This is a genomic window from Cellulomonas sp. P4_A2, assembly GCF_056402515.1.
On the sequence record NZ_JBFUHG010000001.1, the window covers coordinates 1 to 25,223 of the forward strand.

General features: G+C 70.7%; 24 protein-coding genes and 1 pseudogene. 7 read left to right on the forward strand and 18 right to left on the reverse strand.

Annotated elements, in window-relative coordinates:
* Positions 1 to 862: sigma-70 family RNA polymerase sigma factor (locus tag AC1DUE_RS00005; protein WP_477037324.1), on the reverse strand; the 862-nt coding region annotated here is incomplete at its 3' end.
* 152 nt (positions 863 to 1,014) lie between these two features.
* On the opposite strand from AC1DUE_RS00005, the gene AC1DUE_RS00010 reads away from it, so the two are divergent.
* Both AC1DUE_RS00010 and AC1DUE_RS00015 read left to right on the forward strand, forming a co-directional pair.
* Positions 1,015 to 1,845, forward strand: coding sequence for a hypothetical protein (locus AC1DUE_RS00010; RefSeq protein ID WP_477037855.1), 831 nt, complete (start codon positions 1,015 to 1,017; stop codon positions 1,843 to 1,845).
* Between the two features lie 113 nt (positions 1,846 to 1,958).
* Positions 1,959 to 2,804, forward strand: coding sequence for a phosphotransferase (locus AC1DUE_RS00015; protein ID WP_477037325.1), 846 nt, complete (start codon positions 1,959 to 1,961; stop codon positions 2,802 to 2,804).
* Between the two features lie 90 nt (positions 2,805 to 2,894).
* On the opposite strand, the gene AC1DUE_RS00020 is transcribed toward AC1DUE_RS00015, so the two are convergent.
* The 7 genes from AC1DUE_RS00020 to nrdH all read right to left on the reverse strand — a co-directional run bounded on the left by AC1DUE_RS00020 (position 2,895) and on the right by nrdH (position 9,005).
* Positions 2,895 to 3,194: a DUF1540 domain-containing protein gene (locus tag AC1DUE_RS00020; RefSeq protein WP_477037326.1), complete on the reverse strand. Its 300-nt coding sequence runs from the start codon at positions 3,192 to 3,194 to the stop codon at positions 2,895 to 2,897.
* Positions 3,195 to 3,361: 167 nt separating this feature from the next.
* Positions 3,362 to 4,237 (reverse strand): DUF2510 domain-containing protein, encoded by an 876-nt coding sequence (locus AC1DUE_RS00025; protein WP_477037327.1) that lies wholly within the window; start codon positions 4,235 to 4,237, stop codon positions 3,362 to 3,364.
* Positions 4,234 to 4,998, reverse strand: a complete 765-nt coding sequence (locus AC1DUE_RS00030) for a DUF2510 domain-containing protein (RefSeq protein ID WP_477037328.1) — start codon at positions 4,996 to 4,998, stop codon at positions 4,234 to 4,236. Before AC1DUE_RS00030 ends, AC1DUE_RS00025 begins: the two co-directional genes overlap by 4 nt.
* A gap of 95 nt (positions 4,999 to 5,093) precedes the next feature.
* Complete coding sequence (gene nrdF / locus AC1DUE_RS00035) at positions 5,094 to 6,068, reverse strand: class 1b ribonucleoside-diphosphate reductase subunit beta (RefSeq protein WP_477037329.1); 975 nt, start codon at positions 6,066 to 6,068, stop codon at positions 5,094 to 5,096.
* 43 nt (positions 6,069 to 6,111) lie between these two features.
* Entirely contained in the window at positions 6,112 to 8,259 is a 2,148-nt protein-coding gene (gene nrdE, locus AC1DUE_RS00040) for a class 1b ribonucleoside-diphosphate reductase subunit alpha (RefSeq protein WP_477037330.1), read from the reverse strand.
* Positions 8,229 to 8,660 (reverse strand): class Ib ribonucleoside-diphosphate reductase assembly flavoprotein NrdI, encoded by a 432-nt coding sequence (gene nrdI / locus AC1DUE_RS00045; RefSeq protein WP_477037331.1) that lies wholly within the window; start codon positions 8,658 to 8,660, stop codon positions 8,229 to 8,231. Before nrdI ends, nrdE begins: the two co-directional genes overlap by 31 nt.
* Positions 8,661 to 8,759: 99 nt before the next feature.
* Entirely contained in the window at positions 8,760 to 9,005 is a 246-nt protein-coding gene (gene nrdH / locus AC1DUE_RS00050; RefSeq protein ID WP_477037332.1) for a glutaredoxin-like protein NrdH, read from the reverse strand.
* 420 nt (positions 9,006 to 9,425) lie between these two features.
* Here nrdH and AC1DUE_RS00055 point away from each other — a divergent pair, with 420 nt between their 5' ends.
* The 3 genes from AC1DUE_RS00055 to AC1DUE_RS00065 all read left to right on the forward strand — a co-directional run bounded on the left by AC1DUE_RS00055 (position 9,426) and on the right by AC1DUE_RS00065 (position 13,454).
* Positions 9,426 to 9,809 carry a Rid family detoxifying hydrolase gene (locus tag AC1DUE_RS00055; RefSeq protein WP_477037333.1) on the forward strand — a complete coding sequence of 128 codons (384 nt, stop codon included), beginning with the start codon at positions 9,426 to 9,428 and terminating at the stop codon, positions 9,807 to 9,809.
* 95 nt (positions 9,810 to 9,904) lie between these two features.
* Positions 9,905 to 13,087 carry a winged helix-turn-helix domain-containing protein gene (locus AC1DUE_RS00060; RefSeq protein WP_477037334.1) on the forward strand — a complete coding sequence of 1,061 codons (3,183 nt, stop codon included), beginning with the start codon at positions 9,905 to 9,907 and terminating at the stop codon, positions 13,085 to 13,087.
* 37 nt (positions 13,088 to 13,124) lie between these two features.
* Positions 13,125 to 13,454: a YbjQ family protein gene (locus AC1DUE_RS00065; protein WP_477037335.1), complete on the forward strand. Its 330-nt coding sequence runs from the start codon at positions 13,125 to 13,127 to the stop codon at positions 13,452 to 13,454.
* A 52-nt stretch (positions 13,455 to 13,506) separates the two neighbouring features.
* Here the strand turns inward: AC1DUE_RS00065 and AC1DUE_RS00070 are convergent, their stop codons facing one another.
* From AC1DUE_RS00070 to AC1DUE_RS00090, 5 genes are all read right to left on the reverse strand, one after another.
* Entirely contained in the window at positions 13,507 to 14,340 is an 834-nt protein-coding gene (locus AC1DUE_RS00070) for an ABC transporter permease (protein WP_477037336.1), read from the reverse strand.
* Complete coding sequence (locus tag AC1DUE_RS00075; RefSeq protein ID WP_477037337.1) at positions 14,340 to 15,335, reverse strand: ATP-binding cassette domain-containing protein; 996 nt, start codon at positions 15,333 to 15,335, stop codon at positions 14,340 to 14,342. The genes AC1DUE_RS00070 and AC1DUE_RS00075 overlap by 1 nt, the downstream gene beginning before the upstream one ends.
* A 151-nt stretch (positions 15,336 to 15,486) precedes the next feature.
* Entirely contained in the window at positions 15,487 to 16,656 is a 1,170-nt protein-coding gene (locus AC1DUE_RS00080; RefSeq protein ID WP_477037338.1) for a substrate-binding domain-containing protein, read from the reverse strand.
* Between the two features lie 27 nt (positions 16,657 to 16,683).
* Positions 16,684 to 17,325, reverse strand: coding sequence for a flavin reductase family protein (locus AC1DUE_RS00085; RefSeq protein WP_477037339.1), 642 nt, complete (start codon positions 17,323 to 17,325; stop codon positions 16,684 to 16,686).
* The gene (locus AC1DUE_RS00090) at positions 17,318 to 18,403 is read right to left on the reverse strand and encodes a DUF1989 domain-containing protein (protein WP_477037340.1); all 1,086 of its coding nucleotides are present in this window, start codon (positions 18,401 to 18,403) and stop codon (positions 17,318 to 17,320) included. The genes AC1DUE_RS00085 and AC1DUE_RS00090 overlap by 8 nt, the downstream gene beginning before the upstream one ends.
* A 118-nt stretch (positions 18,404 to 18,521) precedes the next feature.
* Here AC1DUE_RS00090 and AC1DUE_RS00095 point away from each other — a divergent pair, with 118 nt between their 5' ends.
* A complete protein-coding gene (locus tag AC1DUE_RS00095) occupies positions 18,522 to 19,202 on the forward strand; it encodes a GntR family transcriptional regulator (protein ID WP_477037341.1) in 681 nt (226 codons plus the stop codon).
* Here AC1DUE_RS00095 and AC1DUE_RS00100 read toward each other — a convergent pair whose 3' ends face one another.
* The 5 genes and pseudogenes from AC1DUE_RS00100 to dnaK all read right to left on the reverse strand — a co-directional run bounded on the left by AC1DUE_RS00100 (position 19,203) and on the right by dnaK (position 24,208).
* Positions 19,203 to 20,372: an aminotransferase class V-fold PLP-dependent enzyme gene (locus tag AC1DUE_RS00100; RefSeq protein ID WP_477037342.1), complete on the reverse strand. Its 1,170-nt coding sequence runs from the start codon at positions 20,370 to 20,372 to the stop codon at positions 19,203 to 19,205.
* Positions 20,373 to 20,415: 43 nt separating this feature from the next.
* Positions 20,416 to 20,829 (reverse strand): heat shock protein transcriptional repressor HspR, encoded by a 414-nt coding sequence (locus AC1DUE_RS00105; protein WP_477037343.1) that lies wholly within the window; start codon positions 20,827 to 20,829, stop codon positions 20,416 to 20,418.
* A 2-nt stretch (positions 20,830 to 20,831) separates the two neighbouring features.
* On the reverse strand, positions 20,832 to 21,806 hold the full coding sequence (locus AC1DUE_RS00110) for a DnaJ C-terminal domain-containing protein (RefSeq protein WP_477037856.1): 975 nt from the start codon (positions 21,804 to 21,806) through the stop codon (positions 20,832 to 20,834).
* A 66-nt stretch (positions 21,807 to 21,872) separates the two neighbouring features.
* A pseudogene (grpE, locus tag AC1DUE_RS00115) lies at positions 21,873 to 22,346 on the reverse strand (nucleotide exchange factor GrpE); the annotation flags it as partial.
* Complete coding sequence (dnaK, locus tag AC1DUE_RS00120; protein WP_477037344.1) at positions 22,343 to 24,208, reverse strand: molecular chaperone DnaK; 1,866 nt, start codon at positions 24,206 to 24,208, stop codon at positions 22,343 to 22,345. The pseudogene grpE and the gene dnaK, both read right to left, overlap by 4 nt.
* 361 nt (positions 24,209 to 24,569) lie before the next feature.
* On the opposite strand from dnaK, the gene AC1DUE_RS00125 reads away from it, so the two are divergent.
* Positions 24,570 to 24,968 carry an MmcQ/YjbR family DNA-binding protein gene (locus tag AC1DUE_RS00125; RefSeq protein WP_477037345.1) on the forward strand — a complete coding sequence of 133 codons (399 nt, stop codon included), beginning with the start codon at positions 24,570 to 24,572 and terminating at the stop codon, positions 24,966 to 24,968.
* Positions 24,969 to 25,223 lie beyond the last annotated feature (255 nt).

The following is a 25,223-nucleotide window of genomic DNA, read 5'->3' on the forward strand; positions in this document are numbered from 1 at the left end:
CGGCCCCGCCGGCCGCGCCGCTCGCCGCTGCACCCGCCGCGATGCCGCCGCCGACGGGCAGCGCCACCCCGAGCGCTCCGAGGGCCGCGATCCCGAGCACCAGCGGGGCGATGACGGCCCGCATGCCGTGGTTGACGTCGCCGAGCTCGAGCACGAGGGCGCGACAGTCCCCGCAGTCGTCCAGGTGGGCCTCGACCTGCGCGGTCTCCCGCGTGCCGAGACCGCTGCGCACGTAGGCACCGAGCTTGCCCGCGACCCCGCGACAGCCCTCGTCGAGCGGATCCTGCAGGTGCTGCTGGAGGTACGCCTGGCGCAGACCCTCGCGCGCCCGGTAGGACAGAGCGGCGACGCCGTTCGCGGTCAGCCCGAGGATCGGCGCGATCTCGGCGGGGGGCAGGCCCTCGACCTCGGTGTGCCACAGCACGGCCTGCCAGCGCTCGGGCAGAGAGTGGAACGCGCGCGCGACGACACCACGCTCGAACCCCGCGAGCGCCGGGTCCTCCGCGGTCGCGGCCATCGCGGTGCCGCGCTCGAGGACCGCGACGTCGTCGGTCGGCTCGACGCGCCGCGCCTTGTCGCGCCCGACCCCGGCCACGCGGCGCACGACGGTGAACAGATAGGCACGGAACGCTGCCTCGGGACCCTTGCCCCGCTGCAGGGCTCCGAACACGGCCGCGAAGGAGTCGGCGACGACGTCGTCGGCGTCGGCCTCGGAGTTCGTGTACTGCCGGGCGACCACCCAGGCGGCCCCCGCGTGACGCTCATAGAGCGCGCCAACGGCAGCGGCGTCGCCGGTGCGCGCGGCAGCGATGAGCTCCGCGTCGCCCGTGACGCCGTCGTCGAGCCGCGCGCTGAGTGCCACGACACGCTCCCGTCCGTACAAGCGTCCGAGGGCACAGCCTGCCATATGCGTCGAACCACTCGAACCACACGTACCAGGGTGAAATTCACCGGGTGAAAAGCGCAGGACCGGCGTCACAGACCGCGCACCGCCCACTCTCATCCGGCGTGACGATGAACTCGGGACCGAACAACGCTGCCTTTCCGGCGCTCTCCGGTGAGTCCCTCGACGGGCTCCCCCACGGCGTGCTGCCCGCCGCCCTGCGCGAGCGGTGGCGCGACGAGAGCGTCGGCTCTGTCTGGCTGCGGCCCTCCGACTGGTATCACCCCGCGGTCGACGCGATCGCCGCCGCCATCCTGTCGCCGTCCGACACCGCGGTCGCCGCGGAGGAGCTCGGTCGTGCGCGCGGCTACGACGGGGTCGGCATCGGCGAGACGATCGACGACCTTGGAGCCCTCTACCGGGCGCTCGGCGCGACAGAGCCCCCGGCCACGGTGATCCGCGCGCTGTGCGAGGGATGGGCCGACGCCCAGGCCGGCGCGCTGGCGTTCGGCACCGCGCTCGACCCCGAGTCGGGTCTCCCCACCCGGCAGTACCTGGCGATCCGGCTCGCGGAGACGTACCGCGACGCCGCGATCCCGACGCAGCGCGCCCGCACGTCGAACGACGTCGGCCACCACCTGGTGCTCGTCGACGTGGCAGCGGGGGACATCGACCCGTTCACGCGGGCCGCCCGGTCCGCGGCCGTCGGCGCGGCAATGACCACCACGTACGGCGAGGGTCACCCGATGGCCACGCTCGGCGGCGGCGTGTTCGCGGTGCTTTCCCGGACGGACGAGCACACGCCCACCCCGCTGGAGGCCCTGCACGCCGAGATCGACCGACGGTGCGAGCTGCTCGACATCCGTGCGGCGACACGCATGCCCGTCCGGGTCTGGGTCGAGCCCCTGCCGGACACCCACGAGCAGGCGCTCCGCACCCTGGAGCGGGTCGCGCGCGCCTGACGATCCGCGTGTTGCCCAGGTCAAGCACTCGTCATGCTCGGCTCCGCCGCAGGTCAGCGACGAGTCGGTGGCCAGGCCGGGACAAGTCCGATCTGCCGTATTAACGTCTATGCATGAACTCCGCTGGACTTGCCCCGAACGACCCCACAGGGCGGCCGGTACACGAGTCGCCCAACCCGCCGAGCGTGCCGACCGCTCGGCCCCCGCACGACAGCTCCCTCCCGCCGGTCGACCCCTCCCTGGCCGCGGAGCCGGGCCCGTTGCTGGCTTCCGGCGCGACCGTCGACGTGTTCGCGATCGACGACCAGACGGTGCTGCGCCGGTACCGGTCCGGACGCGACGCCACCCACGAGGTGTCCCTGCTCCGCCACGCGGTCGCGCACGGGTTCCCCGCCCCCGCGGTGCTCGCGGCCAGCGGCCCGGACCTGGTCATGGAACGCCTGCACGGCCCGACCCTGCTGCAGGCCCTGGGTGCCGACGAGGTCTCGCTCCCGGACGCAGCCGCGATCCTGGCCGACCTGCACACCCGCCTGCACGCCATCGACGCTCCCGCGGGCTGGGGCGCGAGCGAACCGGACGCCTGGCCGCTCCTCCCGGCCGGACCGGTGATCGTCCACCTGGACATCCACCCCGCCAACGTCATCCTGTCCGAGGCGCACGGCCCGGCGCTCGTCGACTGGTCGAACGCCCGCACCGGCACCGCGGAGCTCGACGTCGCGCTGACGGCGTTGATCGTCGCCGAGGTGGCGGTCGACGCGGGCGGGCTCTACTCGCAGGCGGCCCGTGCACTGCTCGCGGCGTTCCTGCACGCGATCGACGTCGACCCGACCGACGCGCTCGACGCCGCCGCCGAGCTGCGGTCCGCCGACCCGTCGCTGGTGCCCGGCGAGAAGGCCCTGGTGCCCGCGGCGGCCGGGCTGGTGCGGGACCTCATCGCCGTGGCCCGGCCGTCGAGCTGACGGCGACCACGCACACCCGCACACGACGACGGCCGCCCTCGGTCGAGGGCGGCCGTGTCTCTTGCAGGTCTGTGGGTGTCCCCGCGCCGGTCAGGCGGGCGTGAACGTGAGGCAGTCGGCCTCGTCGTGACCCGCGCCGATGCGGATCGACGCGGCCGTGCACTCGAGGTGTGAGTTGTGGGTGCACTCCGCGCGCTGGCAGGCGCCGACGTGGGTGACCACCTTGTCGAGGCCGCCCTTGATGCCGAGCGGGATGAACGTGGTGCACTGCGCGTCGCCCGAGCCTCCACCGATCGTCACAGCGGCCGCGTGGCAGTGCGAGTGGTCGTTGTACGAACAGCCGGCGACCGAACACTCGTCGACGGCGGGCATGTCCATCAGCGTGCTCATGACGACCTCCGTGGGGGACTCAGCGGTGCGTTCTTCACGACGGTAGACCCGTTGCGGGCAGCCTGCCTAGCCAGTGAGGCCTTGCTTACCCGCAGGTCAGAGGCCCTTTTGAGGTGAGGCTGCCCTCACCAGGACGGCCGTCCGGGCGCCCCACCTGCGGCGATGCGCTACAGCGACGTGTAGCGGCGGGACCTGACCAGGCCGCGCACCGCGAAGCCCGCGAGCAGGAGGCCGCCGAGCGGGATCAGCCAGATGAACGGGCTCGTGCTCTTGATCCGGGCGTCGCCGTCGCCCGGGTGGACCGTCGTGTAGATGACTGTCACCGCCGACCCCATGGCCGGGCAGCTCTGCGTCGAGATGCTGGTGCCCGCGCGGTAGGTGGAGCCACCGACGCTGAACGACGCGACCGGCGAGCACATCGAGCTCCCGTCGTCGTCGACCCAGGTCCGGTGGTCGACGACCGTCCCGGAGACCGTCGACTCGTCGGAGTGGGTCAGGTTCTCGCTTGTGATCGAGGTCGCGACGACGAGCCCGATCAGCAGGACGACGAGCCCGAAGACCAGCTGCCCGACGGGGCCCATCGGCTTGCTCCGGCGACGACGCCCGGCATGGCGGTCGTCCGGGTCCGGCCCGCCCGTGAACGGACCGACCCGCCACGAGAGGCCCCCGGTGCTCGCGGCGTCGCCGGCGCTCGTGCCGAACGGGTTCTCGAACGCGGGCCGGCCGTAGGGCTGGACGCCCGGGCCGGTCGGCGTCGGTGGCGGAGTCTGGGACTCGATCAGGTCGGCCGCCACGGCCGCGAAGACCCCGACGAGCCCGCCCTGCTGCTGCATGGCGTCGAGCGCGGCGACGGCCTTCTCGCGGTCGTCGGTCGGTGACGCCTCGTCGGACCCGTAGGGCTGCACGGTGTCCGTGCGCTGCGTGGGCACGGCGACCGTCTCCGGGTCGGGCCGCGTCATCGACGTCCAGGCCGTGCCGTTCCACCAGCGCTGCAGCAGGTCGTCGTCAGGGCTCGGGTACCAGGCCGCGGGCGGCGTGCTCATGCGTTGGTCCCCCCGCCGCGCCTCGTCGACCGAGCGCCGCTCAGGGCGCGGCCCACGGCACCGAGCTCGCGCGCGCTGCGGTGCAGGTCCCGGCTGGTCACGTACAGCACGCGGACGCCGATGCCCACGAACACCAGCCCGACCAGCTGCAGGACGACCGCGACGACCGGCGGTCCGACGAAGAGCAGGACCAGACCGAAGACGCCGACCACGGCGCCGAACCCGATCGCCTTGATCGCGCCGAAGGGGCTGATGTCCAGGTCGTCGTCGTCATCGTCGCCGCCGAGCCCGACCTGCAGGTTCTGCAGGGCCGGGTCGTGCGTCCGGGCGAACCCGAGGTCGCCGAGCATCACCAGAGGCACGCCGGGTGCATCGGTGATCGGGACCGATCCGTACGGGACGGGTGGGTACTGCGCGGCCTGCTGGTGAGCTGGCCGTTGCGCGGGCGGGTACTGCGCGGCGGGCTCGTAGCGGGCGACCGGCTGCGGTGCGGCGACCTCCTGCGCGCCCAGGGCCGCGGACATCGCGCCGCCGATCGTGCCCGCGAGCCCGCCGCGCTCCTTCATGGCGTGCCACATCTCGGCCGCCTGGCGGTTGTACGGCTCGACGTGGCTGACGTCGAGCACGCGCGCGGTCGGCTCACCCGGCACGGGCTGCGGCACGTCGTGCCGGACGTGGTCGGTCCAGCGCGCACCGTCCCACCAGCGATGCACGCCGTCGCTGTCCGGGCTCGGGTACCACCCGGGCGGTGCTGTGCTCACGCGTGCCCCCATGCGTTTCGACGCCCGACGACCGAACGGCCGACTCCTTCGAGGAATCGGCCGTTCGTGGTCGGCGGTTGAGCGCCCGTTCGGGTTCAGAAGTCCCAGTCGTCGTCTTCGGTGTTCACGGCCTTGCCGATGACGTAGGACGAGCCCGAGCCGGAGAAGAAGTCGTGGTTCTCGTCGGCGTTCGGGGACAGGGCCGACAGGATCGCCGGGTTGACGTCGGTCTCGTCGCGCGGGAAGAGCGACTCGTAGCCGAGGTTCATGAGGGCCTTATTGGCGTTGTAGCGCAGGAACTTCTTGACGTCCTCGGTCAGGCCGACGCCGTCGTAGAGGTCCTGCGTGTACTCGACCTCGTTGTCGTACAGCTCGAAGAGGAGCTCGAACGTGTAGTCCTTGAGCTCGGACTTCTCGGCCGCCGACAGCTTCTCGAGGCCCTTCTGGTACTTGTAGCCGATGTAGTACCCGTGGACGGCCTCGTCGCGGATGATCAGGCGGATGAGGTCGGCCGTGTTGGTGAGCTTGGCGCGGCTGGACCAGTACATGGGCAGGTAGAAGCCCGAGTAGAAGAGGAACGACTCCAGCAGCGTGCTGGCCACCTTGCGCTTGAGGGGCGAGTCGCCGCGGTAGTACTCCATGACGATCTCGGCCTTGCGCTGGAGGTTCGCGTTCTCCTCCGACCAGCGGAACGCCTCGTCGATCTCCTTGGTGGAGCACAGCGTCGAGAAGATCGAGCTGTACGACTTGGCGTGCACCGACTCCATGAACGCGATGTTCGTGTAGACGGCCTCCTCGTGCGGCGTGATCGCGTCGGGGATCAGCGACACCGCGCCGACCGTGCCCTGGATGGTGTCCAGCAGCGTCAGGCCGGTGAAGACGCGCATGGTGAGCGTCTTCTCCTGCTCCGTCAGCGTCGCCCAGCTCTGCACGTCGTTGGAGACCGGCACCTTCTCCGGCAGCCAGAAGTTGCCGACGAGGCGGTCCCAGACGTCTGCGTCCTTGTCGTCGTCGAGCCGGTTCCAGTTGATCGCCGAGACGCGGCTGACGAGCTTGAGCTTCTCGCTCATCGGTGTGCTTCCTTCGTGTCGAGCAGAACGTCGAGCAGAGCGGTCAGAGCATGCACGAGACGCAGCCCTCGACTTCCGTGCCCTCCAGCGCGAGCTGGCGCAGGCGGATGTAGTAGATCGTCTTGATGCCCTTGCGCCAGGCGTAGATCTGCGCCTTGTTCAGGTCACGCGTGGTGGCCGTGTCCTTGAAGAACAGGGTCAGCGAGAGGCCCTGGTCGACGTGCTGCGTGGCCTCGGCGTAGGTGTCGATGACCTTCTCGTAGCCGATCTCGTACGCGTCCTGGTAGTACTCCAGGTTGTCGTTCGTCATGAACGGCGCCGGGTAGTAGACGCGCCCGATCTTGCCTTCCTTGCGGATCTCGATCTTCGACGCGATCGGGTGGATCGAGCTCGTCGAGTGGTTGATGTAGGAGATCGACCCCGTCGGCGGCACGGCCTGCAGGTTCTGGTTGTAGATGCCGTGCTCCTGCACGAGCGCCGACAGCGCCTTCCAGTCGTCCTGCGTCGGGATGTGCACGCCGGCCTCGGCGAACAGCTCCGCGATGCGGGCCGTCTTCGGCTTCCACTCCTTCTCGGTGTACTTCTCGAAGTACTCACCCGTCGCGTACTTCGAGTCCGCGAAGCCCTCGAACGCGCTGCCGCGCTCCTGGGCCAGCAGGTTCGACGCCCGGATCGCGTGGTACGCCACCGTGTAGAAGTAGATGTTCGTGAAGTCGAGGCCCTCGTCGGACCCGTAGAAGATGCGCTCGCGGGCCAGGTAGCCGTGCAGGTTCATCTGCCCGAGGCCGATGGCGTGGCCGCCGGCGTTCGCCTTCTTGATGGACGGCACCGACTCGATGCTCGTCTGATCGGCCACGCCGGTCAGGGCGCGGATGGCGACCTCGACCGACTTGCCGAAGTCGGGCGAGTCCATCGCCAGGGCGATGTTCATCGAGCCGAGGTTGCAGGAGATGTCGCGGCCGACCTCCTTGTAGGAGAGGTCCTCGTTGTACGTCGACGGCGTCGAGACCTGCAGGATCTCCGAGCACAGGTTCGAGTGCGTGATCTTCCCGGCGATCGGGTTCGCGCGGTTCACCGTGTCCTCGAACATGACGTACGGGTAGCCGGACTCGAACTGCAGCTCGGCGAGCGTCTGGAAGAACTCGCGGGCGCTGATCTTCGACTTCTTGATGGCCGCGTTGTCGACCATCTCGTAGTACTTCTCGGTGACGTTGATGTCCGCGAACGGCACCCCGTACACGCGCTCGACGTCGTACGGCGAGAACAGGTACATCGGCTCGTTCTTCTTGGCCAGCTCGAACGTGATGTCCGGGATGACGACGCCCAGCGAGAGGGTCTTGATGCGGATCTTCTCGTCGGCGTTCTCGCGCTTGGTGTCGAGGAACCGGTAGATGTCCGGGTGGTGCGCGTGCAGGTACACCGCGCCGGCGCCCTGGCGGGCACCCAGCTGGTTGGCGTACGAGAAGGAGTCTTCGAGCAGCTTCATCACGGGGATGACGCCGGAGCTCTGGTTCTCGATGTGCTTGATGGGTGCGCCGTGCTCGCGGATGTTGCTGAGGAGCAGGGCCACGCCGCCGCCGCGCTTGGACAGCTGCAGGGCGGAGTTGATGCCGCGCGCGATCGACTCCATGTTGTCCTCGATGCGCAGCAGGAAGCAGGAGACGGGCTCACCGCGCTGCGCCTTGCCGAGGTTCAGGAACGTCGGGGTGGCCGGCTGGAAACGACCGGACACGATCTCGTCGACGAGCGAGATGGCGAAGTCCTGGTTCCCCTCGGCCAGCGCGAGGGACACCATGCAGACGCGGTCCTCGAAGCGCTCCAGGTACCGCTTGCCGTCGAACGTCTTGAGCGTGTACGACGTGTAGTACTTGAACGCGCCCAGGAACGTCTGGAAACGGAACTTCTTGGAGTACGCGTACTCGAAGAGGGTCTTGATGAAGGCGCGGTCGTACTGCTCGAGGACCGCGGGGTCGTAGTACTTGTTCTCGACGAGGTAGTCGAGCTTCTCGTTGAGGTCGTGGAAGAAGACCGTGTTCTGGTTGACGTGCTGCAGGAAGTACGCCCGCGCCGCCTCACGGTCCTTGTCGAACTGGATCTCCCCGTTCGCGCCGTACAGGTTCAGCATGGCGTTCAGGGCGTGATAGTCCAGGCCGGACGTCTCTACGCGGGTATCTGCGACTGTCGTTGCCAAAATCTTCCCAATCCCTCACGGACGTTGTGAACGTCCTCGCTCGTACCCATGAGCTCGAAGCCGTACAGGTAGGGGACGTGGCACTTGGCCGCGATGATGTCCCCCGCTATGCAGTACTTCTCGCCGAAGTTCGTGTTACCGGCCGCGATCACGCCACGGATCAGTGCACGGTTGTCCTCGTCGTTGAGGAACTTGATGACCTGCTTTGGCACTGCCCCACCCTCGTTGCCCCCGCCGTACGTCGGCAGGATCAGCACGTACGGCTCGGAGGCGTGCAGGAACGGGTCTGTCGGCTTCAGCGGGATGCGGTGCACATTCACGCCGAGCGCGGCCAGGCCCAGTTTCTGCACGAATCGGTGGGTGTTGTCCGAGGCGGAGGAGAAGTAGATGAGGGAGCTCATCGGGTCCATCCCCTCGGCCTCGGGTCGTACGTACGGCTGTCCCACCGGGCCGGCGCGGTTCGAGACCAGCGCCGGGCCCGGGAGTGGTTGGGGCGTCCGTCAGGCGACGGCGGTGGCCAGTCGCTCGGCGAGTGCCTTGATGCGGTCGGGGCGGTAGCCCGACCAGTGCTCGCCGTCCACGATCACGACGGGCGCCTGCAGGTGACCGAGCGACATGACGTAGTCACGCGCGTCGGCGTCCTGGCTGATGTCCACGACGGTGTAGTCGGCCTCGAGCTTGTCCAGCGCGCGGTAGGTCGCGTTGCACTGGACGCACGCGGGCTTGCTGTAGACCGTGATCGTCATCGTGGCTCCTGTGATCTCACGTACTGCGAGGCTGCCGCGTGCTTCCTGAACCGCTAGGTGAGCCCGCGCTTGATTGGCTTGGCAAGACACTACACCTAGTGGTCGGGGAAGCAATGGACCACTAGGGCTTGTAGTGACACGGATGTCATTCTTCACCCTGTGGACAAGATCCAGGCTACAGCCGACCACTGACACGGCCCCTCACCAGCGCGTTAGCAGGGGCTTCCACAGGCATCCACAGACCCCCATCGGACACCCACAGGGCGGTGCACACCGCTATGCACACGCCGTGTGTCCGATTCGCCCCGAAAAGGGCGCGGGGGCGCCGCCTGCACCAGGAGCTGTACGTTCGTCAGGACGGCCGCGGCTCCCCTTACGCCCGTCCTGCTCGACCCGACACGGCCCGGTCAGGGAGACCCGATGACTCGACAGAGCGTGCACACCGACGACGCCCCCGCCGCGCTCGGCCCGTACAGCCAGGCGATCGTCGCGGGTGGGTTCGTCTTCTGCTCGGGCACCGCCGGGATCGACCCGGTGACCGGCGAGATCCCGGACGGCATCGAGGCGCAGACCGAGCTGGCCCTGCGCAACGTGTCCGCGACGCTCGAGGCGGCGGGCTCGTCGATGGCCGACCTCGTCAAGACCACGATCTTCTACGCCGACGTGGCCGACTTCGCGGCGCTCAACGCGGTGTACGCACGCCACATGCCGACCCCACCACCGGCGCGCTCCGCCCCGGCGAACGTCGTCCTGCCCCGCGGGCTGCTGGTCTCCATCGACGCCATAGCGGTCGTCTCCGGCTAGGTCGGCCCGACGACCACCCTGCGCACGACGCGTTGCTGAGACACCCTCAGCCGCCGTGCGCGACCGACGTCGGTGTCGTGCGGGATGCTGTCCTCGTGCAGATCACCACCCTCGGGGCGCTGGCCGTCGACGGCCGACCCGTCCGTGGCGACAAGCTGGTCGCACTCATCGGCGCGCTGCTCGACGCGCGCGGGCGTGTCGTGTCGTCGACCACCCTCGTCGAGGACGTGTGGGAGGGCATCCCGCCCGACGACGCCGGCGGTGCGGTGCAGGCGCTGGTCTCCCGGGCGCGCCGGCTGGGGCTGCCCGTCACCGGGGCGCCCGGCGGGTACCGGCTGCCGGTCGACGACCTGGAGGTCGACGTCGCGCAGGCCGAGGCGCTGCTGGACAGCGCGCGGTCCGCGCTGCGCGCCGGCGAGCCCGCGGTGGCGCACGCGCTGACCGGGCAGGCGCGCGCGCTCGTCCCCGCCGTCCCGGACCTGGCCGACGCCGCGACGGCCCGCCTGCTGGGCGAGGTGGTCGCCCTGCGCGCCGAGAGCGGGCTGACGGTCGGGGACACGGCCGACGTTCTCGACGACCTGCGCCGCTGCGCGCTGCGCACGCCGCCCGACGAGCCGCTCGTCGCGCTCCTGGTCCGCGTGCTCGCCGCGCAGGGTCGCGACGCGGAGGCGCTCGAGGTGGTCGAGCACGTGCGCGAGGAGCTCGCCGACCGGTACGGCACCGACCCGTCCCCGGTCGTCGCGCAGGCGCACCTGGCGCTGCTGCGCGGTGAGCTGGCCTCGACGCCCCCAGAGCCGGCGGCCCGGGCGCGGTCCGTGCTGCCCGGCTCCTGGCGGCGGCCGGCGACGGCCCTGCTGGGTCGCGACGAGGACGTCGCGGAGCTCGAGCGCGCGCTGACGACCAGCCCGCTGGTCACGATCGTCGCGACGGGCGGTGCCGGGAAGACGCGGCTGGCCACCGAGGTCGCACGACGGGCCGTCGCCGACGGCAAGGCCGTCCGCGTCATCGAGCTGGCCGGCCTGCGCGGGCCGGCGGAGGTGCTGCCTGCCGTGCTGGCGGCCATCGGCGGCGGTGACGCGACCGCGGTCCGCGTGGACCTGGCCACCGAGCGGCGGCTGCTCGACCCCGAGGACCGGCTCCGGATCGCGGCGAAGGACCTGGACGGCCTGCTGGTGATCGACAACTGCGAGCACGTGCTGGACGCCGCTGCGACGGTCGTCGGCGACCTCCTCGCCGTCGCGTCGGACGACGTCGTCGTGCTGGCGACGAGCCGGGCTCCCCTGGGACTCGTCGGCGAGGCCGTGCACCGCCTGCGGACGCTCCCCGACGACGACGCGCTGGGTCTGCTGGAGGCGCGCGCCCGCGCGGGCCGGGCGAGCGTCGGCTGGGAACCCGCGCGAGCGCTCGAGCTGTGCCACCGCCTGGACAACCTGCCGCTCGCGCTCGAGCTCGCCGCCGCGCGGCTGCGGTCGATGACGGTCGAGGACGTGCTCGACGGGCTGACCGACCGGTTCTCCCTGCTCGACGACGCGCTGCGCGGGCTGCCCGAGCGGCACGCGAGCCTGTGGGCGATGGTCGACTGGAGCCGCGAGCTGCTCGACCCCGCCGACCGCGAGCTGCTGGAGCGCGTGTCGGTCATCCCGGCGCCGTTCACGGCCGAGACCGCGATCGCCGTCGCCGACAGCCAGCCGCACATCGTCCGGCGCGGCCTGTCGACGCTCGTCGAGCAGTCGCTGCTGAGCCTCGACGAGCACGACGACGGCTCGGCCCGGTACCGCATGCTCGAGACGGTCCGCGAGTACGGCGAGGCCCGGCTGGACGCCGCGGGCGCTCGCGCGGCCGCGATGACCGGGCTGGTGCGCTGGGCCGGGGTCGAGGCCGGCAGGCTCGGCGAGGACTTCATCGGGTCCGGGCAGGTCGCCGCGTTCGACCGGTGCGCGCAGGAGCAGGAGTCGCTCGTCGCGGCGCTGCGCTGGGCGGTCGAGCACGACGACGAGATCGCGCCGGTGCGCATCGCCGCGACGCTGTTCCATCTGTGGAGCGTGCGCGGCGCGCACGTCGAGGTGGTCGAGTGGTCGATGCGGATCTTCAAGGCCGACGACCCCGTCGCCCGCCGGACCTCGGCACTGTTCCGCGGCGCCTCGTCGGGACGGCCGTTGCCCGATGCCGACAAGATCGCCGCGGCCGGCCTGTTCGCCGCGATCAACGCGGGCGTCGCCATGTCGTTCCGGCTGGTGGCGCTGGCCTGGCGCGCGATCCAGGTGGTCATGGCCGAGCGGCCCACGCAGGTGAGCCCGCGGATGGCGTCGCTGACCTCGATCATGCCCGCGCTCGGCAGCCTGGACACCGCCGAGTCCGTGGCCGCGGCCCAGCGGCTGGTCGACACCGCGGACCCGTTCCTGCGCGGCATGGGCCTGTTCATGCGGGCGGCCACGCGCGAGAACGCGGGCGACCCGCTGGCGTCGAGCGACGACGCCCGGGAGGCGTACCGCGTGTTCGAGCAGGCGGGCGACCACTGGGGCATGGGCATGGCCGCGCAGGGCGTGGGCCAGTGGGAGAGCGCCCGCGGTGGTGCGGACGCGGACGAGTGGCTGATCCGCAGCATCGAGCACCTCGAGCTCGTCGGCGCCATGCAGGACGTCCGCAGCATCCGGGTCCTGCTCGACGTGCAGCGGGCGATCGCCGGCGAGGACGGCGCGCTCGACCGGCTGCACGAGGTGACGCGGTCGCCGCAGGTCGAGGACATGGACGTCGCGCAGGCCTACCTCGGGCTCGCCCACGTCGCGTGGGAGGGCGACGACGTCGCGGACGCCGTGCGCTACGCCGAGGCGGCCACGGCGATGATCCAGGGCGACGCGATCCACGCGCCGCAGGCCCGCATCCTGTTCCGGGTGGCCGCTGCCGTCGTGCACCTGCGGTCCGCGGGGACGCCCGGGATCGACGAGCGGACCGCGCTGCCCCGGGCGGTCGAGCTGCTCGAGCTGGCGCGGGTCGAGGCGCAGAGCATGGCCGACATGCCCGTGCTCGGCTCGTTCGCCCTGGGTGCCGCCGAGCTGGCCGCCTACCGGGGCGACGTCGCCACGGCGCGCGAGCTGTGGGCGCTGGGCGTCCGGCTCGGAGCGAGCCTGGTGCTGCAGTTCCAGCTCCGTCTCGCCGACCGGCTCGTGCTCACGCTCGGTGACCAGGAGACGCAGGACGCCTCGACGGCGGCCGCGCGCACGCTCTCGTCGCCCGAGGCTGCCGCGCGGATCCGCGCGCTCACGGCCGTCCTCGCCTGACGGTCCTACGCTCGAACCACGACGGAGAGGAACGGCCATGGACTTCCTGGTCTCGACGATGAACGACGCACCCGGCTACCGGATCGTCACCGTGCTCGGCGAGGTGACGGGCCTGACCGTGCGGGCGCGCAACGTCGGCGCGCAGATCGGCGCCGGGCTCAAGGCCTTCGTCGGCGGAGAGCTCAAGGGCCTGACCAAGCAGCTGCAGCAGAGTCGCGACGAGGCGGTGCAGCGGATGGTCGAGGCCGCGCAGGCCCGCGGCGCCAACGCGGTGATCGCGATGCGGTTCGACGCCGACGAGGTGGGCAACGGCTACCAGGAGATCGTCGCGTACGGCACGGCCGTCGTGATCGCCCCGGCGGCCTGACGACACGAGGAAGGCGGCCACCCGAGGGTGACCGCCTTCCTCGTCGGAAAGGTCAGGCCTTCTTGCGGTACGCCCGCAGGGCCAGCGGCATGAACACCACGACCAGGCCGAGGCACCACAGCAGCGTGTAGACGAGGCTGTTGCCCATCGGCGTGCCGAGGAAGAAGCCGCGCATCGCGGCGACCAGGTGCGTCAGCGGGTTCCACTGCACGAACGTCTGCATCCAGCTGGGCAGCGACGTCGCGGGCACGAACACGTTGGACGCGAAGGACAGCGGCATGATGATCAGGAACATGATCCCCTGGACGGCACCCGGGGTCCGGACCTTCATCCCGACGAAGACCGAGACCCAGCTGAGCGACAGGGCGAACACCACTGCGAGCAAGCAGCCCGCGACCGCGCTGAGCGGGTCGGTGAGGATCCGGAAGCCCATCAGGTAGCCGATGGCGAGGGTGACGACCGTGACGATGACGTAGCGGACCACGTCGCCGAACACCGAACCGACCAGCGGGGCCGACCGGGGGATGGGAAGCGACTTGAAGCGGTCGAAGATGCCCTTCTCCATGTCGGTGTTGAGGTTCACGCCGATGGCGATGGCGCCGGTCGCGATGGTCTGCGCCAGGATGCCGGGGAGCAGGAACTGCAGGTACGTCTGGGTGTCACCGGCGACCGCGCCGCCGAAGATGTAGACGAAGATCACCAGGAAGATCGCCGGCTGGAGCGTGACGTCGATGAGCGCCTCGGGGGTGCGCATCGTCTTGATGAGGCTGCGCTTGGCCAGGGCAAGCGAGTGCCGGACCAGCGGGAACGGACGCCTCTTGACGACGGCGGCGGCGGACGGGGTGTTCGGCGCCAGGGCGCTTCGCGACGTGGTTGCGGTGGTCATCACGCCACCTCCTTCTTGTCTGTGATGCCGGCGGTGACGGTGGTGTCGTCCTCGGACGCGGTGCGACCCGTGAGCGTGAAGAACACCTCGTCGAGGCTGGGCAGGTGCAGGGAGAGCTCGGTGACGCCGATGCCGACGCTCGCCAGGCGCGAGACCGTGGCGGTCAGCGCCGAGTCGTCGGCGACCGGGACCGCGAGGACGCCCTTGCGGATCTCCTCGGCGCGACCGTCGGAGGACACCTGCGCGAGGATCGTCGCGGTCTCCTCGAGGCGGGTCAGGTCGGAAGGGCGGACCTCGAGGGTCTGGCCACCGACCACGCGCTTGAGGCCGTCCGGGGTGTCGTGCGCGATGACCCGACCGTGGTCGATGACCGTGATCTCGTCGGCCAGCGCGTCTGCCTCCTCCAGGTACTGCGTGGTGAGCAGGACGGTCGAGCCCTCGTTGACGAGGGTGCGCACGACGCCCCACATGTCCTCGCGCTTGGAGGGGTCCAGGCCGGTCGTCGGCTCGTCGAGGAAGATGACGTCGGGCCGGCCGACGAGGCTGGCGGCGAGGTCGAGGCGACGGCGCATGCCGCCGGAGTAGGTCTTGGCGGGCCGGTCGGCCGCGGCCGTGAGGTCGAACCACTCGAGCAGCTCGGCGGCGCGGGCGCGGGCGTTGACCTTGCCCAGGTCCAGCAGGATGCCGAAGAGCACGAGGTTCTGGCGGCCGGAGAGGTCCTCGTCGACGGACGCGTACTGGCCGGTGAGGCCGATCGACTGGCGGACGCGCACGGCGTCCTTGACCACGTCGAAGCCGTTGATGCGGGCGGTGCCGGCGTCGGGGTTGAGGAGGGTGGACAGGATGCGGACCGCGGTCGTCTTGCCGGCACCGTTGGGGCCCAGCACGCCGAGGACGGTGCCGCGAGCGACGGCGAGGTCGACGCCCTGAAGCGCCTTCGTCTCACCGAAGTGCTTGACGAGGCCGTGGGCCTCGATCACCAGGTCTGTTGTCATGGCACCAGCCTGTCCGGCCTCGCTGACAGGGCACCGACACGGCGCTGACACGGCGGTGTGGGCGGTGTCAGCGCCCGTGTCAGCGCAGTGACCAGCGGCAAGGTCCGAGCAGATGAGCGCTCGGGGGCTCATCTGCKCGGACGTTGTGTGGTTACGGGAGGGCGATCGTGGGGTCGAGGAACTCGTTGGTGTAGAGGTCCGACGCCGTCAGGCCCTTGGCCGGGGCGGTGCCGGCGTCGATGAGGATCGGGGTCGCGATGTCCAGGATCTTCTGCACGCGGGACTCCTCGAAGCTGCCGAGCGTGCCGTCCGGGCCGTTGGCCACGATGCCGAGGTCGAGCTGCTGCTTGGTCCCGTCGGCGGCCTGGGCCGCGTCGTAGACCCATCCGGTGTTGAACTCCTGCACGGCCTTCACGACGAGGGCGTTGGCCACCGTCGGGTCGGCGAAGTAGTCGACGGTGGCCTGCTGGACCACCGGGATCAGCTTCTTCAGGCAGTCGGCCTGCTTGGTGACGTCCTCGGTGCGCACCGACAGCGCGACCGCGTAGAGCGGGTAGCCGGTGTCGGCGATGAGCTGGTAGTCCACCGGCTTGTTCCAGGACGGCAGCTGGTTCTCGTAGACGAACGGCTCGTCGGTGGCGAAGCCCTGCTGCGCGTCCTTGCCCTGCGCGGCGACGAAGTTGGCGGGCGTCCCGTCGTAGGTGCCGTCGATCTGGTCGGGCCGCAGCTGGCCGGAGCCCGTCAGGTAGGACATCCACGTGGCGCCGGCGAAGTAGCGGACGAACGCGTCGGTGTCGGCCAGGTCGGAGATCTTGTGGACGTCCGGGTACGTCGCCGGGTCCCACATGATCATCCAGGGCGCCTTCTCGAACGTCGCCATGACCGCGGTGGTGGGCAGCGCGACAGAGTTCTGCACGGACTCGTCGGTGTTCACCCAGCCCAGCAGCACGTCCTTGTCGGAGTACATCTGCGACGGCACGGGCGTGAACCCGATGGCCGGCCCGCCCGCGCGGACCTCGACGTCGACCCCGGTCCACTCGCCCTGGGAGTACAGCGGGCCGCGGACCACCTTGGCGTCGGCGTCGATCGTCGGGTTCGGGCCGAGCAGCTGGTAGAGGCCGCCCTGCTCGGCCTGCGGGTTCCAGTCGGTCTGGATGACGACGGTCGCGGGGCAGACGCCGCTGAGGTCGACGGCGCCGATCGGGGTGCCGGCGGTCGCCGACGACTCGGACTCGGCCGCGGTCGAGCCGCCGCACGCGGCCAGGGAGAGCGTCACGAGGCCGGCGACGACGGCTGCGCCCACGCGCTGGGAGGTGGTCATGGTGATGCTCCTTATTGTGAGGGGACTTCAGAGCCGGTCGATGTCGGTCGCCGAGACGGGGGTCCCGGAGGCGTCCGACGCAAGCGAGAAGCGGTTCTCGGTGGTGACGTAGAAACTGGCGCCGAAGCGGCCGACGGGGTGGAAGTCCGCGAGCGCCACCCGCCAGAGCTCGGTGTCGACGAGGCCGTCGGCCGCGTGCAGGTGTCGGATCCGGCCGAGGTAGACCTGCCGGGTCGTGGTGAGGATCCGTTCGTCGACCGTGCACTCGAACGCGACGGGCGCCTCGGCGATCCGCGGCGGCCGGACGCGGTACGCGGGCGTGGCGGTGAGGCCGACGGTCGCGAGCTCGTCGACGTGGGCGGGGAACGCCTCGCCGCACGCGTGCATCCGCGCGGCCATCGGCTGGTCCGGGATGTGCACGACGAACTCGCCGGAGGCGTCGAGGTTGGCGGCGGTGTCCTTCTGGGCGCCGCCCTCGAGCCGGTTGATGCTGATCATGAGCAGCGGCGGATCCTCGCCGACCATCCCGAACATGCTGAACGGGGCGGCGTTGACCACCCCCTCGGTGCTGAGGGTCGTCACCAGCGCGATCGGCCGGGGGACGATCAGCGACGCCATGAGCTTGTACCGCTGGTGGACCCCGAGCTCGTCGAAGTCGATCTCAGCCATGCGAGGCCACCCACCAGCTGAGCAGGACGTCCCGCAGGGCGTCGCCCTCCTCGGCGTAGCGGTCGCGGTCGTGGAGCGCTCGGAGACGAAGCGCGTCGGCCTCGTCGAGCTCGACCGGCACGTCGATCAGGCGGACCGGCGTCCGGGCGAACGCGGGTGCGTACGACGGGTCCTTGGCCAGACGCCGCTCCGTGCGGATCGTGGGCTGGCGGAAGTCGGCGGGCGTGCGCTGCGTGGCGTAGGACCGCAGGGGCGGGACGGCCTCGATCTCGTCGGTCGTGGCCGTGCGGACCTCGACCCGCACCGGGTTCAGCGAGAAGTTGCTGGTGCCCATGATGTCGTTGCCGCAGACGTTGGGCACCGCCAGCACGTCGGTCAGCGCGAGCAGCTCGACGAGGTCGCCCGGAGCCGTCGACTGGCGCAGGATCTCGGGCATCCCGTCGACCACGCGCGTGGCCATGAAGAGGTTGAACGAGTCGTGCACGTCGTCCGGGGTGAGCCCGTACTCGCGCTGCGCCTCGGCCTGGATGTCCGCGCAGTTCGTGTGCTCGGCGAAGCCGTGCATCGACTCGTACATGGTGGCGCTGCACCGCGGGAACAGGGTGTCGTTGATGCCGGCGGTGTCGGTCTGCAGGTACATCAGCGCGCGCTCTCGCGGCGGCGCGGACCACAGGAACGACCCGGTGCTGGGGTTGGTGCCGTGCAGCGTGCGGGTCCGGCCCACGTGCATGAACTCGCGGTAGTCGTGCAGGTTGAAGACGTTGAGGTCGACGCACTGATCGCCGGTGATCTGCTCGACGCGCAGCACCTGGCCGGCCCGGACCTCGAACGCCTTGCCGGTGCCGGGCTCCAGGACGGTCTCCTCGAGGGTGGTCCGCTCGTCGGCGGCGTCGATCTCCGCCCACCACTGCCACGGGGTGCCGTTGGTCCGTGGGTGCACGCGGCGGACGACCCCGTCCGCGCTCTCGCCCAGGGCGAGCCGGACGAGCGCCGGGGCGTCCGGTGCCTCGTCGGCACGGATCGACGCCTCGACGAGCTCGAGCTGCTGGTCCGTCAGGCGGACGATGATCTGCGACATGATGTCCTCTCGTATACGGAACCGACGTTAGTTCGTATACGGAAACTCACCGTTTCGTATCCGTCAAATGTTCGTTGCGGTCAGGTTTCGCGCGTCCCGGCCCGTATACGGTTGCCGCATGGACCGACCTGCCGACCGCGCGAACGCCGCCTTCCTCAGCCTGCGGTCCGCGATCGTCGAGGCTGCGCTGCCGCCCGGCACCCGGCTGCCCGAAGACCTTCTGGCCCAGCAGTACGGGGTCAGCCGCACGCTCATCCGCGGGACGCTCGCCCGGCTGACCGCCGCGGGGCTCGTCGAGACGGGCAAGGCGAAGTCGGCCCTGGTGGCCAACCCGTCCCTGACCGACGCGAAGGAGACGTTCCAGGTGCGGCGCTGCCTCGAGCGGGAGGCCGTGCGGCGCATCGCCCTCGGCTGGCAGTCGGCGACCGGCGAGGTCCTGAGCGCGCACATCGAGCGCGAGCTCGCCGCGACGGCCACGCCCAACCCGCAGGTCTCCGGCCGGCTCGGCGCCGAGTTCCACATCCTGCTGGCCGAGCTCAGCGGCAACGCGCTGCTGGAGCGCTACCTCAGCGAGGTGGTCTGGCGGTGCGCGCTGATCCTCGCCGTGCACGGGCGCGACCACGACCAGCGCGGGTCGGTCGCGGAGCACGAGCGGCTCGTCGCGCTCATGGCCGCCGGTGACGCCGACGGCGCCGAGGCACTGATCGTCGCGCACGTCGCCGCGGTGGAGGAGCGCACGCTCGCGGGCGTCGGGGTCGACGAGCACCTCGACCTGGCGTCGGTGCTCAGCCGGTACTGATCAGAGCAGGGTGGCGAGCAGCCGGTCGAGCTCGTGGTCGGACGTGAAGTAGTGCGGCGAGGCCCGGACGACCTCCGTGAGGCCCCGGGCACCGAAGTCGAGCTGGGCCGACGAGACGCGCGTGACGCTGACGTTCACGCCGGCCCGGGCGGCAGCGACCCGGACCTCGTCGGCGGACCTCCCGTCCACGGTGAACGTGACGATGCCGGACCGGCGCACGCCCTTGTCGCGGACGGTCACGCCCTCGATCGCGGCCAGGTCGGTGCGCAGGCGGGCCGCCAGGCCGCAGACCCGCTCCTCGATCGCCGGCAGGCCGACGGCCAGGGCGTAGTCGACCGCCGCGCCGAGGCCGAGGTTGTCGGCGATCGAGCGCTCCCAGGTCTCGAAGCGACGGGCGCTCGGGACCGGTGCGTAGGTGGTCGCGGACGTCCACGTGGCTGCGCCCAGGCCGAGGACCGGCGGGACGAGCTGCTCGGTGATCGCGCGCGACGCGTAGAGGAACCCCGTCCCTCGCGGCCCGCGCAGGAACTTGCGGCCCGTCGCGGCGAGCAGGTCGCAGCCGATCGCCGTGACGTCGACGTCGAGCTGACCGACCGACTGGCACGCGTCGAGCAGGAAGAACGCCCCGGCCCGCCGGGTGAGCGCGCCGACCTCCGCCGCCGGGTTGACCACACCACCCCCGGTCGGCACGTGCGTGAGCGCGACCAGGGCGACGTCGCCCGTCTCCAGCTCGGCGCCAAGAGCGGACAGGTCGACCTGGCCGTGCTCGTCGTCGTCGATGACCTGGAGCGTGGCGCCCGTCCGCTCGCACGCCTGCAGGAGCGCGATCGCGTTGCTCACGTACTCGGTGCGCGCGGTGAGGATGCGCTGGCCCGGCTTCAGCGGGATCGACGAGAACGCCACGTCCCAGGCCACGGTCGCGCTCTGCACCAGGGCGATCTCGTCGTTGTGCGCGCCGACGAGCCGCGCGACCGAGTCGTACACGGCCTCGACGCGCCCGGTGGCCTCCGTCTCGGCCTCGTACGGACCGATCTCCGCCTCGCGGCGCAGGTGCGCGACGACCGTGTCGGTCACCACCTGCGGCCGCAGCGAGCCGCCCGCGTTGTTCAGGTGGGCGACGTGCTCGACGCCGGGGGTGTCACGCCGGACGCGGTCCAGATCGATCGTCACGCGGGGATCTTAGGCAGGTGCGCCGCCGGCGGGACCAGCTGGTTCAGCGGCTGGAAGGTCGCCAGAGGACGACGGCCGCGCGGTCGCTCGGGGAGGCAGGGCGACGGCTGCGGGCGCGATTGACGGCGACGTCGCCGGTCGGGTCGGCCGTGAACACGCGACGACCGGGGTCGACGAACGCGCGGAGGTACTCGATCTGTCGTCGCAACCCGTCGAGCTCCTGCTCGAGCTCGAGGATGCGCTTGATCCCGGCGAGGTTCACGCCCTCGTCCTGGGACAGCCGCTGGACCTCGCGCAGGGTGGCGATGTCGCGCAGCGAGTACCGCCGTCCCCGGCCGCTGGCGCGGCTCGGGGTGACCAGGCCGAGGCGGTCGTACTGGCGCAGGGTCTGCGGGTGCATCCCGGCCAGCTCGGCGGCGACCGAGATGACGTAGACCTTCGCGTCCTCGCCGGGCACGGCTACTTCCTCGCCGAGTCCAGCAGGCCGGCGCGCACGTCCTCACCCGACGTCGCGATGCCGAACGCCTGGACCGCCTCGCGCGCCGCCCCGGAGAGCCGCTGGGGCACGACGACCTGGACGGTGACCAGCAGGTCGCCGGTGTTCTTCGCGGTGGCCACGCCCTTGCCCTTGACGCGCAGCACCCGCCCGGACGGCGTGCCCTCGGGCACCTTGACCCGGACGGACGAGCCGTCGAGCGTCGGCACCTCGATCGTCGCGCCGAGCGCGGCCTCGTCGAACGCGACCGGCACCGTCAGGCGCAGGTTGTCGCCGTCGAGCGAGAAGACGGGGTGCGGGGTGACGTTCACGGTCACGACCAGGTCGCCCGCCGGGGCGCCCATGTCGCCGGGGCGGCCCTTGCCGCGCAGCCGGATCTTCTGGCCGTCGCGGACGCCCGCGGGGATGCGCGCGTTGACGGTGCGGCCCTCGACGTTCAGCGAGACCTGCGAGCCCTCGACGGCCTGCCGGAACGGCATGGTGACCGTCGCAGCCAGGTCGGCGCCGGCCTGTGGTCCGCGGGAGAAGCCACCGCCGCCGCCGTTGCCGAACAGCCCGCCGAGCAGGTCCTCGAACCCGCCCTGGTTCGACGAGTACCGGACGCGGCCGCCGCCCGGGGCACCGCCGCCGCCGAACATGCCGCCGAACACGTCCTCGAAGCCGCCGTTGGCGCCGCGGCCGCCCGACGTGAAGCGGGCACCGCCGGCCATCGCGCGCAGCTGGTCGTACTGGCCGCGCTGCTCGGGGTCCGACAGGACCGCGTACGCCTCGCCGACGTCCTTGAAGCGGGCCTCGGCCTTGGCGTCACCGGGGTTGTGGTCCGGGTGCATCTCGCGCGCGAGCTTGCGGTAGGCCTTCTTGATGGCGGCCGCGTCCGCGTCCTTGGGGACGCCGAGAACCGCATAGAAGTCCTTCTCGAGCCAGTCCTGACCGGTCACGACGCCTCCTCTCGTTCCGTCCCGCAGCGTCCGAGCAGATGGCCGCCAGGTGCGGCATCTGCTGACGGTCGGCTCGCTGACCTCGGCGGAGTGCGAGTGCATGAGCGCCTCGTGCACCGCCGGGTCGAACGGCTCGCCGGCCGCGCCGTACCGGGTGACCCCGAAGCGACCCAGGGTCGCCTCGAGCTTGTCCGCGATCGACGCGAACGGTCCGGTCAGGTCGCCGTGCTGGCGGGCCAGCTCGATGTCGTCGAGCACCGGGATGAGGGCCTCGACGACCGCGTGCACGCCCCGGTCGTGGGCGGCCAGGCCGTCGGCCTTGGACCGCTTCACGAACGAGGAGTACTGCTGCTCGAGGTTGTAGTAGGCCGCCTTGGACCGCTGGAGCTCGTCGAGACGCTCCGCGGCGATCCGCTCGGCCTCCACGAGACCCTCCAGGACGACCTCCTCCTCCGCGTTCTCCGCGATGGACTCGGCCTCGGCGAGGACCTGCTCCTCAGGAGTCAGGTCGTCGCCGTCGCCCTCGGTCGACGACGTCACTTGGACGCCGCCTCGTCCTCGTCGTCGACGATCTCGGCGTCGACGACGTCCTCATCCTGAGAAGCAGAGCCGGCCGGGGCGTCCGCAGCAGGCGCCTCGTCAGAGGCGTTGTTCGCCGAGTACAGCGCCTCGCCGATCTTCTGGCTCGTCGTGAGCAGGGCCGCGTGCTTGGCCTTGACCTCGTCGACGTCCGTGCCCGCGAGCGCGGTCTTCAGCTCGCCGACGGCGGCCTGGACCTCGGTCTTGACGTCGTCGGACAGCTTGTCCGCGTTGTCGACGAGCAGCTTCTCGGTCGAGTAGACGAGGCCCTCGGCGGCGTTGCGCGTCTCGGCCTCCTCGCGACGGGCCTTGTCCTCGGCCGCGTGCTCCTCGGCCTCGCGCACCATGCGCTCGATGTCCTCCTTGGGGAGGGCCGAGCCGCCGGTGATCGTCATCGACTGCTCCTTGTTCGTGCCGCGGTCCTTGGCGGACACGTGCACGATGCCGTTCGCGTCGATGTCGAACGTGACCTCGATCTGCGGGACGCCACGCGGAGCCGGCGCGATGCCGGTCAGCTCGAACGTGCCGAGCGGCTTGTTGTCCCGCGCGAACTCCCGCTCGCCCTGGAACACCTGGATCAGCACGGACGGCTGGTTGTCCTCGGCGGTGCTGAAGATCTCGCTCCGCTTGGTCGGGATGGCCGTGTTGCGCTCGATGAGCTTGGTCATCACGCCGCCCTTGGTCTCGATGCCGAGGCTCAGCGGGGTGACGTCGATGAGCAGGACGTCCTTGCGGTCGCCCTTCATGACGCCGGCCTGCAGGGCGGCGCCGACGGCGACGACCTCGTCCGGGTTGACGCCCTTGTTGGGCTCCTTGCCGCCCGTGAGCTCGGTGACCACGTCGGTGACGGCCGGCATGCGGGTCGAGCCGCCGACGAGGACCACGTGGTCGATGTCGGCGAGCTTGATGCCCGCGTCGCGGATGACCGACTGGAACGGCGCCTTGGTGCGGTCGAGCAGGTCCTGCGTCATCTGCTGGAACTGCGCGCGGCCGAGCTTGGTGTCCAGGTGGACCGGCCCGTTCTCGCTCATGGAGAGGTACTGCAGCGAGATGTTGGTCGTCGTCGCCGACGACAGCTCCTTCTTGGCCTGCTCGGCAGCCTCACGCAGACGCTGCACGGCGATCTTGTCCTTGGCCAGGTCGACGCCCGTGGAGTTCTTCACCTCGGCGATGAGGAACTCGACGATGCGCTGGTCCCAGTCGTCGCCGCCGAGGCGGTTGTCACCGGAGGTCGCGCGGACCTCGATCGTCGAGAAGCCGTCGTCGTCCTTGCCCACCTCGAGCAGGGAGACGTCGAACGTGCCGCCACCGAGGTCGAAGACGAGGATGAGCTCGTCCTCCTTGCCGCGCTCCAGGCCGTAGGCCAGGGCGGCCGCAGTGGGCTCGTTGATGATGCGCAGGACGTTGAGGCCCGCGATGGCGCCCGCGTCCTTGGTGGCCTGGCGCTCGGCGTCGTTGAAGTACGCCGGGACCGTGATGACGGCCTCGGTGACGGGCTCGCCCAGGTAGGCCTCCGCGTCACGCTTGAGCTTGGAGAGCACCCGTGCGCTGATCTCCTGCGCGGTGTACTTCTTGTCGTCGATCGCCGTCGACCAGTCCGTGCCCATGTGGCGCTTGACGGACGTGATCGTGCGGTCGACGTTGGTGACGGCCTGGCGCTTGGCGATCTCGCCGACCAGCACCTCACCCGTCTTGGAGAACGCGACGACGGACGGCGTCGTGCGCGACCCCTCGGCGTTGGCGATGACCGTGGGCTCGCCGCCCTCGAGGACAGCGACCACCGAGTTGGTGGTACCGAGGTCGATGCCGACTGCTCGTGCCATGTGTGTGCCTTCTTTCGTGTGCTGCTGTTGCTGGGAGTGCTCTTGAGTCCGGCTGGCTCAAGTCTGCGTCCGCTTCCGGCCAGACGCAAACTCGTGTCGGCCAAACTTGAGTCTGTATCGCTCAACTCTGGCCGATGGTGAAGCATTCCCGTCGGGGGTCCGCAGTTCGCCGAAACTGCCAAGGGAATCGGCCTCCAGAACAGAGGGCCCTTGACGCCCAGATCCCTCGGCAGCCGTGGCCACACCGGTCCTCCGAGCTGGGCCCGATAGTCCGATGACGTCGGCGCGGCCCCGCCAACCCCGGAGACTCTGATGTGCTGATGTCCTACCCGGCGGGGAGGATGGGCGCGGGAAGGTACAGATGAGCGACATCGCGGACGTTCCACCCGCCGTTGTGGGCAGGCTCCGGGTGATCTGCGGGGAACTGCCCGAGGCGTACGAGGAGCCGGCGTGGATCGGCCTGCGGTGGCGGATTCGCCGGCGGACGTTCTTGCACGTCTACACCACCGACGAGAGGCGGTCGGCGTATATCGATCTGGACCATCCGGCCATCCTGATGACCTTCCGGGCGCCGCCCGGGGAGTTGGCCGCGCTGGCGCATTCCGGCCCTCCGTTCTTCCGGGCCGACTGGGGTGAGAATGTCGTGGGAATGGTGCTGGACGACGAGACGGACTGGGTCGAGGTTGCCGAGCTGGTGACGGACAGCTATCGCGTGCAGGCGCCCCGCCGCCTTGCGTTCCGGCTGAAGGCAGGTGGATGAACCGCCGGCTCGTCCCAGTGGGAACTCACCGGCGTGATCGGTCGGCCACGTGCTGCAACTCGCAGTCGCCGTCAGGAGAACAGCTGGACGTGGCGCTCGACGCCACTTGGTGGCTCTCGATGAGTTCCTACAACCGCGCGCTGATGGAGCGTGCCGAGTCCCGACTGCCACCCGCTGCTGGTTCGCCTTGCTGCCGCAAGTCCACCGCACCACCTAGCCGAGACGACTCCGTGCGTGCAGGAAGTGTGGCGCGAG